This window comes from Desulfosporosinus sp. I2, assembly GCF_000960765.1.
In the GTDB taxonomy this organism is placed as follows: domain Bacteria; phylum Bacillota; class Desulfitobacteriia; order Desulfitobacteriales; family Desulfitobacteriaceae; genus Desulfosporosinus.
The window spans coordinates 1-16,171 of sequence record NZ_JYNH01000056.1; the positions used below are offsets into that span (position 1 = coordinate 1).

The window sequence follows — 16,171 nt, forward strand, 5'->3', positions numbered from 1 at the left end:
GGTATCATACATAACAACCACGCCTCATTCTTCAAATGGATTTTCTCTCCAAATGTACTCACAAAAAGTAGGCAGCCGCATTAATAGACAACTGCCCAAGAAAAATCTTTAATGTTAAGAGCAATTCCCCTGCCCCCAGCCATAATGATGACCATTACCACCATTTCCAGTATCATTTTGATTACCATTTCCAGTACCATTATCATTATGATTACCTTGACCATTACCGTGACCATAACTGTCTTCCGTCAACAATACATCCAGCCTTTTCAATAGCGGCTCGTGCCATGCTTTTTTCTCCAAAAATCACCTCCTTCCTAAAGCCATATTTATCACACCGATGTGACCTACTGAAAATGATCCGCGATCATCGGTAGGATACGGATTAAATGGCCTATTATGTATTATAATCGATAAACTTGGCAACTACGGTAAACTCCTTATTGCCACATACCCCAGTCACTATATCGTCGCCACTTCGAAGCCATGCATGGGCAATCAGGCTCTCTTCTTGTGTTTTTGCTACCCCGAGATAGAGGGTATTTTCTATCCGCCTCTGTCGAAGAAATAGTTTCCCTGTGATGGCTTGTACCAGACATTTGCTCTCCCACGGCGTATAGCGGCTCATCAGGTCAATAGCCCAACTAATTCGTCTCTTAAAGCCGTCGGTATTTTCTGTATTGTAAGGCTTTGCCATATGTTTATCTAAACAGGCTGAGAGATAACGAAACGGTATAATTAATAACGCTAATCGTACAAAACCCAAAAGCATAAATGTACTTAACAGTAGTATTCGTTCAGACCATGGAAGTCTAAAATATTTCAAAATCTTAAGCAATCTTGATCAGGCCTTCATCATATAACTGGTTCATTAACTCCAACGTATTCGCCTGGCACTTAGAGCGCTCTACATCATACTCTTCCATTAAAATGTCTATCACTTGTGAAATCTGCCGCGGTGTAGCAATTAACTCCCATATCCTACTCCCGACATCATCAAGCCCATAGTACATTCCACTTTTGATCCGCATCATCACAGTTTCTCCGTCCATATCAGCAGCAACTACATCTGTTGCTTGCACTACTGAGAAATTTTCATTAATTGTCTGTTGCTTCACGGCCTGAGCCTCCTAGCTTATCCTATATTACTATTAATTCGTTTCACTTATTCCAAACAGTTCTGAATGATGCCGCTCCAGAATGTCTACTTGTTGATCCAATGACGGTACACCATTAGGTCGCGTTAAACGAAATACCGGAATGCACTTTGCCATAGCTACACACTTTTTAAAATGCTCAAATTTTAACCCCAGTCCTTCAAGAAACCCTGACCGATAGGTATGATTCATGATTGTAGCAACTTTTTCCGCGCCTATTACTGGAATAATCGATAGATTATCTGGTTGTACATTAATTTCATAGATGGCGTTAAGCAGCATCGGGTGTCCCCAAAAACCCGCAGGTACCGGAACAGCATATTTATCCATATCATTATAAAGCCTCTGGAGCGGAGTTGTGTCAATTCCTAACATAGACGCACTATCCTGCCATAATTTCTGCTGGGGGTACCCGGACGCTACCCATGGCAATCCGTTTTTGTCAAATTTCACTGCCGAGATATCATCCGCCAGAAGGGCGTGACCATTTTTACGCAGCGCTGCTGCCACGGTCGACTTACCTGCCCCTGACACTCCGACAAATATTATACAGCATCCTTCTATTACCACAGTACTGCCATGAATTGGGAGAATTCCCCGTTGCATCAGTAGGACTCCCATTACAGTCCCCAAGAGATATAATCGTACCTCGCGTAAGTCCCGATTGAAGAGTTGTACAACAACTTGTTCACCATTCGTCACATAATAACTGGCAACTCCATCTACTCTGAACAAAAACTTGCTTTCTGCAATTTGATAATAATCATTCTTTTCATGTGGAGAATGAATTTCACTGGGTACAATTCCAAATAATATTTTAACGTCAGCACTTCCCCCGGTGCAAGTATGTAATTCGGGGAGTACAATATCTGACTCAAATTGAATACCAAACGCTGAATAGTTGTATCTCTTCCCCATACTAACGCTGTTATGTTGAAACATATGTCCGAACCTACCTCCAGCATCTTCTGCCTACTAAGAACAGACTTGTATTTGAAGATGATTTGGGGCTATCTCACTCGACTGTCCAAATGCGTTTCTTTCGAAGTATATATTCTCCGTTAATTTACAATTTTCCTTTTAATTTTGAAAAAAAATGGAAAAATAAAAGTCGATCATTTGCCTGATTAATATTAGCCTAGACATTTGCCAACCACTGTGGATAGTATCATATTTGGTATTTCCGGCTATTTCCTTTCTGTGAAGAGCGTAATACCCATATCTTAGCTATATCGCTCAGGTCCTCATAAATTTCTTTTGCCTTTCTTACTAAAATCAAGCCTCCTAACTATAGGATTTTACGTTGATTGTTATTTCCTTGGTACTGATAAGTCTACAACACAGTATAAAATAAACAGTATGACTTCTTTGTATATGATGAAGTCATACTGTTTCCTTAGTATAGATTAGAAATCAGGATAAGCGGCTTTTGTACGCTTACCATCTTAAGGTAGTCCTCATAAGACTTCACCGAGTTTTAGAGGCTTCGACGCAAGGCGTTACCCCATCATTCGACTTTTCAAGATGTTAGTTCTATCAGTATTAATACTGATGTCTAGGTTTTTATCGGCCAAAGAAACGTGTCGCACTACAAGTCCTCTTGGGAGGAAAAGGAAGTTCTTTGAGGATTAACTCCCGAGACCTTTTCCTCCCCAAGCATTGGTATCCTTTGAAGTGAGCGAATCCATAATATCCCCAACCTATTTGCTTTATCCATATGTAGCATCATTATATTAGCTAACTTTATTGTTTTCTAAAACCAGGTCATCAATCCCTTTCCATTTTTTCGATATATAAAAACAAGTTTGCTTTGCATTTTTAAAAGTATTATTTCTTATGAACACAGAAGATGTTTGAGCAGTATTGCCATCCCAAAAACAAATCTGTCTTCCTGTAGGATTTGGTCTTTGATTATGCCCCCAACCACTGCCTGCATTGCTACAAATATTGTTTTCGAACACAATATTATTTGTTTTCGCCATCCTTACTATAGTTAAAATACTCAAATGAATATTCGGCATTCCATATAATATTATTCCTATACGAAATATTATACTGTTTAATTGCGACTCCATTACCCTGATTTGTCAATGCCGCATCGAAAATTTCCCCTATATTACATTTTTCTACAATATTATCATGAGTATTATTCCAGAATTCAATACCATTTCCATATCGATTTCCCTTTCCCTTTACCAGTTCTCCGCCACCTATATAATTTATATCACAATTACTAACCCATATATGATGAGTATTCCCGCCTCCTATACCATGGGCCCCACCATATTTTAACGCCAATCCATCATATTTAATGTAGGATTTATCAGTTTCATCAATAATGTTTTTTGTTATTGCACACTCAATACTATTATACAATTCAGCAGGATTTTTTGATGAATAGATTTTTACCGTATCGTTTTCCTTATCATACCAAAAATAATTTTGTTCCTTAAGTTCATTTTCATTAAAAACCTTAATTCCAACTTCTTTACCTTGATCAAAAATTATATTTCCCACATCACGATTAATGCCAGATTCCTTTATCTCGTTATAGCTAATAGAATTTATATAAAGTGTTGTATCAGCAGGAATACTGTTCCCTAAACCAATTGTGATCCTTGCATTTTCATCCTCAGCGTTCGCCTGGAATGAAACAGAATAATCCTTCCACTCTGTCGTTATATCCGGCGACCCATTGCTAACTCGTGCGTAATTCGTCCATGGGCTAGTACTTTTCATCAACTTAATAGGTGGTATTTTAAAACTTTTAGTACTTTTAGCGCTGAAAACAATATTATAACTATGATCTCTTTTTATGTTTAATCCATTTAGTAATATAATTTGTATATCACTTGTTTTATTTCCAGGATTATTGCATTTTAATGCATATGAAGTATTTTGTCCATCTTCAATAACTTCCGAACTCACATCAGAACTACCCTCATTCCACAATCTTATTTTAGCAGGTGATATATCTATTTTAGCAGACGAAATATCCATATTTGACACTGAATCGACTGATTGAAGGATCCAAATATTATTACCCTCATATTTCCAGTTATCTTTATTACTTCTATTGACTGAACCTAGCAATAAAGGTTTATCTCCTACACCATATGATGTATACGTGATATATCCGTTCTCATTACCACTTGCAGGTCTCAATTGTTCTCTCCATGCATCTCCACTTTTAAAATGTATGACATCACCTGCAACAAACGCAGTTGAGTTAACTTTTTCAACCGTCTGCCATGGAGAATCTTCAGACATGCCTGAATTACTATTAACACCTGAATTACTTACATAATAATCTTGTGCAAATAAACAAGTTGGATTTACAAATATTGAAATGAATACAATTGAAATGAATAATAAAATGGATTTTTTCATAATAAAAAAACTCCTTTCGGTGGCTGGCTGCCATTTCACAGGCCCTTTAGCTTTGCGTCCCTGCCTTTCGGCAAGTTTGCCTTTATCGTTTAAGTTTTTTCTAGCTACATTATGGTTTTCTTCACAAGCTTTTAATTTTGGGGAAATAAAAAACCTTATTTTCGGTAGCTGGCTGCCATTTTACAGGCCCTTTAGCTTTGCGTCCTTGCCTTTCGACAAGTTTGCCATTATCGGTAAAAAGTTTTCCCATGAATAATATTAAGTTAAAGAAATACAATAATTTTCTTTTCACTTATTTTATAAATGTACCCCCTCGATCTATAAATGTCAACATATTTTTTCTATTTGAAATGCTATTGCTATTAATAGAATGATTCCACTGCATAAACCCCCTGATTTTTTAGTCTGAAAGCAGGAATTCTGGCGAAGCTCTACTGAGATGCCCAACGCCACAACTAGGACAGATTGAAGGCAGTCCGCTATACGGATCTCAGTTCAGAGTTAGATGAGGGCTATTGTACGCTTACTATTATACTCGACTACTATCAGTGAGGTCGAACTAGTAGAGTACCGATATTAAACATCGTCAGTAACACGTCCATTCCAATCAAGAAGAGTCCCTTATCCTTAGAAATCAGAATAAGGACTATACGCTTACGTCGTGAACCGTTACGCCAAGCATAACTTCGATAAGGACCACTCTTGAGGCGGTTATATCTTCACTTACTATCCAAGTGAAATTCAATCCAAGATGTAACTAAATCTAGAGCAACCTTGTTATGTCCTCCACGAGGAACTATTATGTCCGCATATTTCTTCGATGGCTCAACAAAAATTTCGTGCATGAGTTTCACAGTAGAAAGGTATTGGTCGTGAACGGATTCAAGCGTTCTACTTCGTTCATTAATATCTCTGATCGCCCTCCGCAAAACGCGTACATCTGAATCTGCATCTACAAAAAGCTTCAAATCAAAAACAGTTCGAAGATCACTGTCGGCTAGTAATGTGATCCCTTCAACTATAACGATTGGTTTAGGGTAGGCAGTTAGTTTTTCGTTTCTTCGGCAATGGGTATTAAAGTCATATTGGGGGATTTGGATATGTGACCCATCTCGAAGTTGCATCAGGTGATTAAATAACATGTAACTGTCTAGTGACTCAGGGTGATCAAAATTGATTTTTTCTCTCTCATCTAGGGTTAAATGAGACCTATCAATGTAATAAGAGTCCTGAGGAATTAATAGTACCTTTGAATCGCCAAAGGCATCGACAATGGCGTTGGCAAAGGTAGTTTTGCCAGACCCCGTTCCACCTGCAATTCCGATAAAGAGCATACGCCCACCTCCCTTGTCAGTTTCTAATTGAATTTTCAAAAATATCGATTTCCCTTCAAGGATATCCCCCTAAAATCGTTCTTATGTAAATCAATCATGTCACTTCTTGAATGAATAGTAATGATAATATAATGCCTCAGTAATATTCTCTTTTTGGTGGCAGAATAATACCATAAGATGAGCATAAGTTCATTGCCACAGTTTCTGAGAATATACTTGCGAACTTTGTTCCTTTATTGCCAGTACTAACCCTGCATAATTCCGCCAAGACGAAGGAATTGTGGTCAATCACCTTTGTTGAATCTTGTGGGGGACAGTCCCTGTCAACGAGGCAAGCAGAGTTCGAGCAAAATTTCCAGAATTTATTTTGAGAAATTTCCTGTTTTATCCGAGAGGCTATTTCATTAATAACTCTACATTTTTGATTGTGTTAGTAATATCTTTTCGCTTTATAATCAGATATATTGTATAGGCTATAGCATATTCCACCACGGGTAGCCAAGAATTCATAAACCATCCCGTTATTATAAAAATCAATGTCATTGTTAATTCTAAGAGAATATCTTTAATAACCGAAATTCCCAATATTTTTAATAAATATATTTCAGCAACTACGCCCCTTAACGCCAGAAGAACAACTATAGAAAAAATGGCAATAGTCAAATTCTTCATGTAAACTGTAAATGCAAAAGTCGCTGCCATACTCAAGACGACTGATGCAATATTTATATATAACATTTGCTTTTCTTTACGCAATGTCTTTAAGTACGTGTTTATCAATAACGCCGTCTTTCCCTCAAATACGTTCATAGAAAATACAAGGACCATAAATGATAAGCTATCAGCATATTCTGGCAACCATGAAGATAGAAATCCCCTTAATGGATAATATAGTATAAGTGAACCCAGTAGAAGCGTCATTAACAAAGTGCGCATCGTTGTGTAAATAGTCGGCAGTTTATTGAAATTTGTTCGTCGCAATACTGGGAACATGATTAAACCCACTGCATTGATGAAAAGCATCATTAAATTAGAAACACTCAAGATCAATGATACCTTTCCGAAGGTTGACACACCCCATGATTTCTCAATTCCAAACCTAACAATTCCAACGATTAATGAACTTGCTATGTTTGCAAGCATAAGTTTTATTCCAACGCTAATATTCTCTATCGCTTCTTTTAAGTTTGGCTTGAATCGGATGCTATAAAGAACTATTTCTTTACAGCAGTACACTGCATATAACAACGAGACCAACTTACCTATTAAATCCCCAGCAATAAGAAATTTGTATTGTCTACTATCAAATACCAATAGGGATATTATTATTGAACAATACAATATTTTTTCCATTAGTGTAATTGTTGCATACTCTTTGATTCGATTTGTAGCTTGGAGTATATGCAGCAACAAAAGCCTTGAGTTTATCAACACCGTACATCCTGCTACCATATAGTAAATAAAAGCTTTGCTGGTATCACTTGGGATTACATAGGCGAAAATACAGATCAGAATTGCAATACCACATTGAACTATGAACAGCATCCAGAACTGTGAGAAGAAGAGTCCTTTATCTAAGTCTCTATATTCTTTTCCCCCGTACCGTAAGTAGATACCATCATTCCAGCCTAATAGTGCGAAACCACTATAAGAAATATAGAACATGTACAACTGCCAATAGCCATATTCTTCTACACCTATGAATTTTGGTACTATTAATACTACTAATGAAGAAACGATCATGGATACTAAATTAGAAGTTAACGTATAAAGAAAATTCTTAATGAATATAATTACTTTATTGTTCAATTCTTTTTCCTCATAATATGGGATTTATTTCCTTTTATCCGGCAAATCTAGAAAACCAAATTTTCATCTTCATTTTTGCACCTCTGTTTGTTATTTAATGGTCCTTGCTTCGATGCCTCTGAACCTGTTACCATGAGGTGCTATCTTTACCAACACTTCCTTCTTTAAAAAATGATCCTAATACAACACTTGCTTCCATATTTTTGCATATCCAAATCCTTCATCGTTGTTAGAACAAAATAAATTTATAAGATTGCTATATACATAATCTTCGATATTATTCATAATCAGTAACTTGAACCTTCTATTCTTGAAAATCTTTATATACTGATTCAGCTTTCTCATCGTATTATTAGACTTGGGCGTGTTGATTCCCTCTATATTAAATAAATAACTTATCTTATCTACATATTCTCTCAATTGGTTTATATCTGCATTAAATTCCTTGCCACCCTCACGCAGAAAACTAAATGCATACTCATAATCTTTCAGAAACCTTGTACCCATGATAGAGTTTATTTCTTCATTTGCCTTTAAAGTAGCATTTCGTTGTTCTTTATATGAAGATTTATACAATTTTAAATGAACAAGTAATGCACTCACGCAGGCTAATATCAACTTCGATTTCCATTGATTCTGTGCCATTTTGTTTTTGCCCTCTAAATATAACAGCATCTCACCGATTCTATTACCAATCAGTCGTTTCATTTCATACTTATCTACATCGTCTAAACTAACATTACTCTTCAGATAATCTTCTCCCCACACTGTTCTGCTACCATTATACAAATCATAGGTAAAAATAGTTTTGAGTTCTTGCTTTTTACTCAGTTTAAAATTGTAATTATCTTTGTTTCTTATCCTCTCAAGGGTTATGGGCATAAGATTTATATCTAATCCTGTTTTTCTGATTGCTCTCTCACATATCTTTCTTGCCTCTTTCAGATATACTACTTTTTTTACAACGACAACTAATTCTACATCGCTTAAATAGATCACTTCATCGTTCACTACAGTATAAGTAGGCTCATAACGTCCAAAACTACCGGACAGAATAATAGAATGGGCTATTCCACCCAGCCCAAATTCCATCAGTGAGTTAATAATGCCATTTATATAATTTTCCTGACTCTCTAAACTATCCATTCTTATCACCCAATTATTCAATAAGTACAGTGCCAACTAATGATCCATCCTCATTCTTATAGCCCGCAGCTTTAAGCACTGTCGGTAGTATATCCACTAATCTAACAGAGGCTACGTCTTTAATTTCTTCGTTCGACAAAAATACACCTACATGTTCATCAAGTTCCGGGACATAACCATGCATAGATTTAATGGTCATTCCAAATCCCCAAATAGTGTTTATAAATATTCTGGGAGAGTTCAAATGGAATATAATATCTCCATGTTCATTATTATCAAAGTTTAAATGATATTTGTCAAAATGCTCTTTTGTTAATACGAACCCCCAACCTTTATCTTCTAATAGGTTTAAACACTCTAAGACGTCCTTTCTTTCCTGGCCATTTTTTACCCAAAAACGAGCAAAGGTGGATTCTATTAGATTCAGATAAACATTCACATTTCTATTTTTCTGTTCAAAATACTCATTGATATCAATTTTTTCTGTCACATTTATGTGTCCATGATCGGAGTAGCATATGAGGGTAAGATCGGGTGTTATTTTTCTTGCTTGTTCATAATGCCTTTTAATCATATTATCAATTCTTTTTAACAAACCTTTAACTTCATCCGATTTGTCGCCGTATTTGTGCAAATAATCATCCAATTCGCCAATAAAAAAGTAATAAAAGTTTTTATTACTTTCTATTGCAGTTTCCTGAGCCTCTTCAATAAACCCACTTTTTTTATCTAAACCTACAAGTTGATATTTAAGACCGGATTTCTTCATGATTTTAAATATGGTCTCAATATTGCCCAAATATTTGTCATCCGTCCAGAGCACATCTTCACAGGGTTCAAACTCACCCCAATATTTCAATGGTAAGTTAACGAGCATGGGGATTCCAGCGAATGAAGTGTTTTTATTCAACTTTCTTGCCACCCTAGACAAGACGACCTTCATTGGTATAATATTTACATACTTTAACAACGGAATCATATTCACAAACTTATATGGTGAATTGTTCCCTCTTTTCCACACAAACCATGTATTATGCTCTTCTGGATATCTTCCTGTATACATGGTTGCGTGGCAAGCACATGAATAGCCAAATTCGCTTTTTAACCTTTTCTTATTGAGCGTAGCAAGAAACGGCATATTATCATCAATAAGATTGTATTTGAGACCATCGACAAAATATAATAGCTCCATAATATCCTCCATCTACACTATTTCCTCAGTTATCTTAGGCTTTGACTTGATTATGATATCGGATTCCTGGTTTAGCTTACCTATATTCGCACACAAGCCATTAAATATTGCAACAGCTATAACTGCTAAATAACATCGATAATTCATAAAAGAATTCGTAAAAAAGCTCTCAATTATCACAGAAAAAAAGGCAACTAATGAAAACTCCCCTAATATTTTTATTCTTATACTGGTACATTTTTCAATATTGGTTTTCGTATGTACCCAAATGAGACGCAAAATATATCCTACAAGAATAACACCTATAAATCCTGTTTCGCCGATAATGCTTGGCCAATATGTGTCTGTCAAAAAGGTAGGACTCTGAGGAGTAAACCCATACTTCATATTCAGTTCATACTCATAGTATAATTGGCTATAGTTTAGAGTTGATGTATAGCTTGCATACGTACTAAACCCACTACCTAGAGGGAAATATCTAATAGCAATTATGAATCCGTAGTAATACAATGCCCATCTTGGTACACTCAATAAATCATCTCGTAGTAAATAGATTTCGATCCTGTTGTTCAGAACATCTTGTAAAACTCCCGATGATAAAAATAACAATAGTGCTGCCAGTAACACTATATAGATTTTTGAAAAAGATTTCTTTTTTATTAAATAAAAACCACAACTTATCCCAAGTGCAAAAAGACTTTTAAATCGTCCAGCTAATATTAGACATATTAACGCAGTACAAAAATATACTAGATATTTTTTCCCCCCTTCGTTTATAAAATAGACAAATGCATATAACGTTGAAAAAAGTATAAATGTCGCAAATACACCAGGGTGATCAAAAATTGAGAGCATAAAATTACCATCTAGTTTTGCTTCAGCATCAAAAATGGCTAACCTTGGCACAAAATAAGAAATAAAGCCGTAAAGGATTATGCAACAAAATATAACCGTTAAAACCTTCTTAATCTTATCAACATCTTTTTCACTCCAACCATAATCGCTAAATATGATGTAAACCAAGAAGGCTTTAATAACTAAAAACATTCCTAGAAAGCTAGAGTTAATATTAATATTACTGAAAAGATTAGATAAAAAACCTATTGTACAAAAAATTATGATTGCCAGTGTAATTTTGAAATTTGTTATATTGCATCTCCCGAATCTAATTAATTTAAATAACCAATATATTATCCCAATAATTATAATAACTTCATCAGTATTGTTAAACCAGTGTAAGTTTAAAAAAGATGCCAGAAAAGAGTAGCAAAAATTAGCGATCAATAATAGTACTAATAGATTTCTATAACATAGAATTGCAATTAATAATAGTACTCCCGCATAAACTAAATTTTCCATATCTTGTTTCCTTTTCTATTCAATAATAGATTTAATATATGAGCAAACCGCAATTTTTTTAAAAAATCTATCACCTAAACTGTATATTTTAATAATGTATTTCGTGTAACAATATCCCAATTGTAATTTATATCCATATATTTTGAAAGTTCCTCTTTGTCATTCTCATATTTCTTTTGATTATTAACTATATATTTTAATTTATCATTAAGATCTTTGACATCACTTTTCTTAAAGCTGTCCACATAATCTCGTGCAACCTCAATATTTTCCTCAATGTCACTTATCAAACAATCACACCCATAACTCATAGCTTCCAACAAGCTTATCGGCATACCCTCTACATCGCTGGGAAGCACATAGAGGTAGCAGTTGGAAAACAACTCCTCCAGCTCCCGTCCTTGGACGAAACCAGTCATGATTACACGGTTGTCATCAGCGGCCTTCTTTTTAATTTCCGCCACATATTCATTGGTATGGCTGCTGCCGCCAGCCACTACCAATTTCTTGTCAGTATCAATACCCTTAAACGCATTCAATAAATAATGTAAGCCCTTTTCCGGCACAATTCTGGCAAGATATAGGATGTAACTATCCTTTACCAATCCGTATTTTTGTTTAATAATTTGTGGTTCTCTTTTGATCGGCTTATTCACGCCGTTGGGAATGAAATTGGTTTCTCTGCCGTATGTATGCTTGAAATACTGCTGCATATTCTTTGAAAGTACAATCAATTCATCCGCATGTTTAGCAGCCATCTTCTCGCCAAACTTAAGATATTTTGTAGCAATCCCGCCCCACTTAGCTCGCTGCCAATCCAAACCATGAATTGTGGCTACCGTCCGGATTCCGAACAAATGAGGAATCCACAGCATGGCACAAGGTCCCTCCGCATGATAATGAATCACATCATATCGTTTAAATAGGGCGTGTATAGTGGCTAAAAAAGAATACAACAAGGCATCTAAACTCTTCATGTTAATCGTCGGAACAGTTACAACGTGTACGCCCTTATACTCTTTTGAATTATTAAAGCCTTTAGCCGCACGGTTATAAACAGTAACCTTATGTCCTTGCTTAGCCATTAGTGTTGACAGTTTCTCCACAACAATCTCCACGCCGCCTTCTCTGGATGGTATTCTCTTATGTCCAATCATCGCTATCTTCATAATATAAACCACCTAAAAATACTATTTGAAATTTCCAAATAAAAGCTTATTAGCAATAGTAATCCTCTTAAACATATTCCTATTAGGATGTTAATTTTTTCGTAATATTTCTTAAAATGAGCTATTTATCTATTTATGTTTCTTTTCAATAAACCGATTCTCATGAATTGAATACTTATTGCCCTTAAATATCTTATGCTTTACAACCCACCACCCGGGCACCCAGATATATTTATGCATAGCAGGAGCTACACTGCCAATCATCCAACAGTTCCGGTCGCAATGCTTTACCTGTTCTCGCACCTTATTAGCCTGCTCCGAGTTCCACAACTCGTCCCAAGGTTGCCCCTTCAGATTGCCCATGACAGCTTTTTGCGCCATGCCGTTACAAGGAATGACATCACAGAACGGGTCAATGAAGAAAGCATCCTTGGACATATCGCATGGTAGCATGCGAGGTTGTCCATAAATGCAGTTAATAAGGCCATGATTGAAATAGGCTCGGAACCATTTCTTGGGAGACGTCGATTTGAGCAGTTTATTAATCAGCTTCTCGAAGTTCTGTGCCACCTTTAACTTATCGTCGATTTTGTTATCTGTCTTTCTGAAATAGAAGGAGTTATGGAGTGTAGCGGTAGCAAACTCCATGCACAGTTCATTGGACAATTCATAAAGAGGGACCAAATCCTCACAATTCATGTCCTGAACGGTCATGCCAAAGCCTACATCAGGATGCTTCATCTCCACCAGTGTTTTTAAAGTGTTATAACCTTTGTTAAAGCCGTTCGGAATACCCCGGATGGCATCGTTGGTTTGTTGCAAGCCCTCAATACTGATTCGAATACCAGTCTGAGGAAATTCCTTGCACAGGGCAATAATTCGGTCTGTAAAATATCCGTTTGTAGAAATAACGATCCTATCTGTTTTCTTGAACAGCTCTCTTACGATTTCATGGATATCCTTTCGGATAAAGGGCTCGCCGCCGGTAATGTTGGTGAAAGCCATCTCCGGTAATTTTTTGATGGTTTCCAGCGTAATTTCATCCTCAGGTCTGGACGGATCGCGGAAACAGTCGCACATATTGCATTTGGCATTACATCTATATGTAACGATCACAGTTCCATATAAATATCTTTTCGGCATTTTCATTTACCTCTTTTTAAAATGATTTTGTTATATTGATCTATGATGAAATCCACGTAATTGTCTGGATTAAAATCTGCTTTCGCTTTTTCAATCGCAGCCTTACTCATCCGCATGTAGTTTTCCTCATCCAGCGCCAACAACTTGTTAAGCTTATCCGACAAATCATTGGCGTTCTTGGACTCGAACACATATCCGGATACGCCGTCTTCCACCATCTCCGGCAAGCCGCCGATATTTGCAGCTATAACAGGTCTGCCCTTAGACATGGCTTCCATCACCGAATATGGACCGTTTTCATACCATTCTGATGGAAGAACAACCGCCTTACTTTCCGCAACGATGGACTTGAGCTCGGCTCCAATCATAAAGCCCAGCAGCTTCACCTTGGTACTCAGTCCGTTGCCCGCAATAAATTGTTCCAATTCTTCCCTTTGCGGGCCGTTTCCGAGTATCCAAAGCTCGTCATCGTTCTTTACTTTTTTCATTGCTTCGATGAGGGTTAAGATGCCTTTTTCTTGGGATAGCCTTCCGAAGAAAAGAATATAGTTCCCAACCTTTTGCGGCAACTCATAAACGGTATCGATAGGAAGAGGGTTCTTCATATGAATTATTGAGGACTTGGTAAAACAAGCCTCATCCAATTTCTTTTTATAAAAGCCGGATGGGGTGATATATGTGTCTATATTATTGTAGGTTTTTCTAAACTGATAAAAATCTGCCTCAAACATGGCAATGGCACTCTTAATCGTTGAATTCTTAACACACTTATTCTTAACGCAATTTATAAAGTGCTTACCGAGGCACTTCTCGCATAACATACCCCCGGAAAGCATGGTGTAATTAGGGCAGGCACAAATCAAGTCATGCATAACAAACATAATGGGGATATTATACTTGCTAAGTGCATCCACGATAGAAAGGGTAATTTGTCTATGGACAAGATTAAAAATAGCTAAATCAGGTTTTTCCGTTTGGATTAACTGCGTCATCTTATCTTTGGACTCTTTTGAATATATAATTTTTAGTGCTGCTTTTGCCTTATTCAAGGCGCCGCCATTGTTGTAATCTACATTAGATACAAAATATTTCGAATGCTCACAAGGAAAATTCTTTTCATCCTCCATGGCAAAATACACTACCTCATGTCCACGATTCATCAGGGATTCGGCAAGCGTAAAACAATATGTTTCTGAACCGCCCTTGCGATAATGAAATTTATTGACTAATACTATCTTCATCAATGTATCACCCAACCTCATAGCGAGACTGTCTCTTTCTCGATAATTTCTTACTCTACTTCATCCATCTTCAGCACGGCACCTACCGTCTAAATCAGTATCTTTATATCCGTCCAAAGTCTTATCTTTAATTATGTACTTGATGTCAAGGTCAACCCACTCACCAAACCTCGAATTTGCTCCGTCCGCTACATTTCTAGTACCAGAGCAAACCGGCTTGCTCCCTCAAAATAGCAATATTCTCTGCCTTACTATATATTTCCAATAAATTGTTGTTCAGCAAATAAACAATAAAGTGAGGTCATTCCCCCACAGGAATTACGAAATTTGATAGACACCTATGACTTGTAATAGACTTTTGTGGAAGATCCATTTTTTTATCTAAAATGTATTAAACGAGTTACGTCTCTATCCTCTAAACAAACCCCAAAATTTACTCTTTCTTTTCTTTAGAACGGGTTCAATAAGATAATAGTCCCTAACGCCCTGCATAGGTTTCCCTTCGACGATACTTTGTGAATTCGTCAGCGTCACTTCTCGGAATCTGCCCTCGCCAACAATTTCCTTAACAATCTGAAGCGCCTCCTGATAGGTTGATTCACTATGAGATAAGCGATGGGCATCAGATCCTATAAAGTGGATTAAATTACTATGGAGCATCAGCTCAGCTATCCGCCTAGCCTGGGGACCGTATTTCCCACTTAGGCTTCTTAAGTTTAATTGAAAGAGAATTCCCTTTTTGGCCCAATCAAGTAGACGTTCCGGCTCATCGGCTAGTACTTTCTGACGTTCTGAATGGGCAAGGACCGGTATCATTCCATTGACTTGAAGTTCGAAAAACACTTGATCTGTATAGTGAGGTATCTCTAGCATTGGAAGCTCTACGAGTAAATACTTTCCGGAGTTTCCTAAGGTCATTAGCTTCCCTTCGAGAGCCCACTTAGCCATATCCGGGAAGATATAATTCTCTGCACCTGGCAGAATCTCAACAGAAATCCCAGCTTCAGCTACACGCTCGCGCACCTGCTCTGTTGCAGCTAGAATTTCTGCAGGGCTTAAGAATTCCCTTCCTTCAAGGACGTGCGGGGTCGCAATAAGCGTCTTAAATCCCGCCTCGTGCAACTGACGCACCATTCCCAGCGTTTCTTCCATGTTTATTGCCCCATCGTCCAGCCCGGGGAGGATGTGACTATGAATATCAATCATGTGAACTCCCCTACAGTTGCAAGTC

15 protein-coding genes and 2 riboswitches are annotated in these 16,171 nt (G+C 36.9%); all 15 genes read right to left on the reverse strand.

Going from position 1 to position 16,171, the window contains the following annotated elements:
• Nucleotides 1-114: 114 nt before the first annotated feature.
• Nucleotides 115-303: a hypothetical protein gene (locus UF75_RS13650; protein ID WP_045575151.1), complete on the reverse strand. Its 189-nt coding sequence runs from the start codon at nt 301-303 to the stop codon at nt 115-117.
• Between the two features lie 94 nt (nt 304-397).
• Nucleotides 398-838, reverse strand: coding sequence for a lasso peptide biosynthesis B2 protein (locus tag UF75_RS13655; RefSeq protein WP_052693245.1), 441 nt, complete (start codon nt 836-838; stop codon nt 398-400).
• Nucleotides 831-1,118 (reverse strand): lasso peptide biosynthesis PqqD family chaperone, encoded by a 288-nt coding sequence (locus UF75_RS13660; RefSeq protein WP_045575152.1) that lies wholly within the window; start codon nt 1,116-1,118, stop codon nt 831-833. Before UF75_RS13660 ends, UF75_RS13655 begins: the two co-directional genes overlap by 8 nt.
• A 33-nt stretch (nt 1,119-1,151) precedes the next feature.
• Nucleotides 1,152-2,099 carry a hypothetical protein gene (locus UF75_RS13665; protein ID WP_045575153.1) on the reverse strand — a complete coding sequence of 316 codons (948 nt, stop codon included), beginning with the start codon at nt 2,097-2,099 and terminating at the stop codon, nt 1,152-1,154.
• Nucleotides 2,100-2,890: 791 nt separating this feature from the next.
• Nucleotides 2,891-3,139: a hypothetical protein gene (locus UF75_RS13670; RefSeq protein ID WP_045575154.1), complete on the reverse strand. Its 249-nt coding sequence runs from the start codon at nt 3,137-3,139 to the stop codon at nt 2,891-2,893.
• Nucleotides 3,123-4,547 carry a carbohydrate binding domain-containing protein gene (locus tag UF75_RS13675; RefSeq protein ID WP_045575155.1) on the reverse strand — a complete coding sequence of 475 codons (1,425 nt, stop codon included), beginning with the start codon at nt 4,545-4,547 and terminating at the stop codon, nt 3,123-3,125. The genes UF75_RS13670 and UF75_RS13675 overlap by 17 nt, the downstream gene beginning before the upstream one ends.
• Before the next feature lie 15 nt (nt 4,548-4,562).
• A riboswitch (cyclic di-GMP riboswitch) is annotated at nt 4,563-4,638 on the reverse strand.
• Between the two features lie 69 nt (nt 4,639-4,707).
• Nucleotides 4,708-4,783, reverse strand: a riboswitch (cyclic di-GMP riboswitch).
• Nucleotides 4,784-5,266: 483 nt separating this feature from the next.
• Nucleotides 5,267-5,881, reverse strand: coding sequence for a uridine kinase (gene udk, locus UF75_RS13680; RefSeq protein WP_045575174.1), 615 nt, complete (start codon nt 5,879-5,881; stop codon nt 5,267-5,269).
• A 396-nt stretch (nt 5,882-6,277) separates the two neighbouring features.
• Nucleotides 6,278-7,624 (reverse strand): hypothetical protein, encoded by a 1,347-nt coding sequence (locus UF75_RS13685; RefSeq protein ID WP_242860237.1) that lies wholly within the window; start codon nt 7,622-7,624, stop codon nt 6,278-6,280.
• A 243-nt stretch (nt 7,625-7,867) separates the two neighbouring features.
• Complete coding sequence (locus UF75_RS13690) at nt 7,868-8,836, reverse strand: hypothetical protein (protein WP_156146432.1); 969 nt, start codon at nt 8,834-8,836, stop codon at nt 7,868-7,870.
• A gap of 13 nt (nt 8,837-8,849) precedes the next feature.
• A complete protein-coding gene (locus UF75_RS13695) occupies nt 8,850-10,028 on the reverse strand; it encodes an alkaline phosphatase family protein (RefSeq protein ID WP_197079400.1) in 1,179 nt (392 codons plus the stop codon).
• 12 nt (nt 10,029-10,040) lie between these two features.
• Nucleotides 10,041-11,387 carry a hypothetical protein gene (locus UF75_RS13700; protein ID WP_045575159.1) on the reverse strand — a complete coding sequence of 449 codons (1,347 nt, stop codon included), beginning with the start codon at nt 11,385-11,387 and terminating at the stop codon, nt 10,041-10,043.
• A gap of 74 nt (nt 11,388-11,461) precedes the next feature.
• A complete protein-coding gene (locus UF75_RS13705) occupies nt 11,462-12,556 on the reverse strand; it encodes a glycosyltransferase family 4 protein (protein WP_045575160.1) in 1,095 nt (364 codons plus the stop codon).
• Between the two features lie 129 nt (nt 12,557-12,685).
• The gene (locus UF75_RS13710; protein WP_045575161.1) at nt 12,686-13,699 is read right to left on the reverse strand and encodes a radical SAM protein; all 1,014 of its coding nucleotides are present in this window, start codon (nt 13,697-13,699) and stop codon (nt 12,686-12,688) included.
• 2 nt (nt 13,700-13,701) lie between these two features.
• Nucleotides 13,702-14,955: a glycosyltransferase family 4 protein gene (locus UF75_RS13715; protein ID WP_207642480.1), complete on the reverse strand. Its 1,254-nt coding sequence runs from the start codon at nt 14,953-14,955 to the stop codon at nt 13,702-13,704.
• A gap of 393 nt (nt 14,956-15,348) precedes the next feature.
• Nucleotides 15,349-16,146, reverse strand: a complete 798-nt coding sequence (locus tag UF75_RS13720; protein WP_045575162.1) for a CpsB/CapC family capsule biosynthesis tyrosine phosphatase — start codon at nt 16,144-16,146, stop codon at nt 15,349-15,351.
• Between the last annotated feature and the right edge of the window lie 25 nt (nt 16,147-16,171).

Coding starts and splice junctions, on each gene's coding strand:
- UF75_RS13665 (WP_045575153.1), bottom strand. CDS start 2,099: ATGTTTCAACATAACAGCGTTAGTATGGGGAAGAGATACAACTATTCA.
- UF75_RS13670 (WP_045575154.1), bottom strand. CDS start 3,139: ATGGCGAAAACAAATAATATTGTGTTCGAAAACAATATTTGTAGCAAT.
- UF75_RS13675 (WP_045575155.1), bottom strand. CDS start 4,547: ATGAAAAAATCCATTTTATTATTCATTTCAATTGTATTCATTTCAATA.
- udk (WP_045575174.1), bottom strand. CDS start 5,881: ATGCTCTTTATCGGAATTGCAGGTGGAACGGGGTCTGGCAAAACTACC.
- UF75_RS13685 (WP_242860237.1), bottom strand. CDS start 7,624: ATGATCGTTTCTTCATTAGTAGTATTAATAGTACCAAAATTCATAGGT.
- UF75_RS13690 (WP_156146432.1), bottom strand. CDS start 8,836: ATGGATAGTTTAGAGAGTCAGGAAAATTATATAAATGGCATTATTAAC.
- UF75_RS13695 (WP_197079400.1), bottom strand. CDS start 10,028: ATGGAGCTATTATATTTTGTCGATGGTCTCAAATACAATCTTATTGAT.
- UF75_RS13700 (WP_045575159.1), bottom strand. CDS start 11,387: ATGGAAAATTTAGTTTATGCGGGAGTACTATTATTAATTGCAATTCTA.
- UF75_RS13705 (WP_045575160.1), bottom strand. CDS start 12,556: ATGAAGATAGCGATGATTGGACATAAGAGAATACCATCCAGAGAAGGC.
- UF75_RS13710 (WP_045575161.1), bottom strand. CDS start 13,699: ATGCCGAAAAGATATTTATATGGAACTGTGATCGTTACATATAGATGT.
- UF75_RS13720 (WP_045575162.1), bottom strand. CDS start 16,146: ATGATTGATATTCATAGTCACATCCTCCCCGGGCTGGACGATGGGGCA.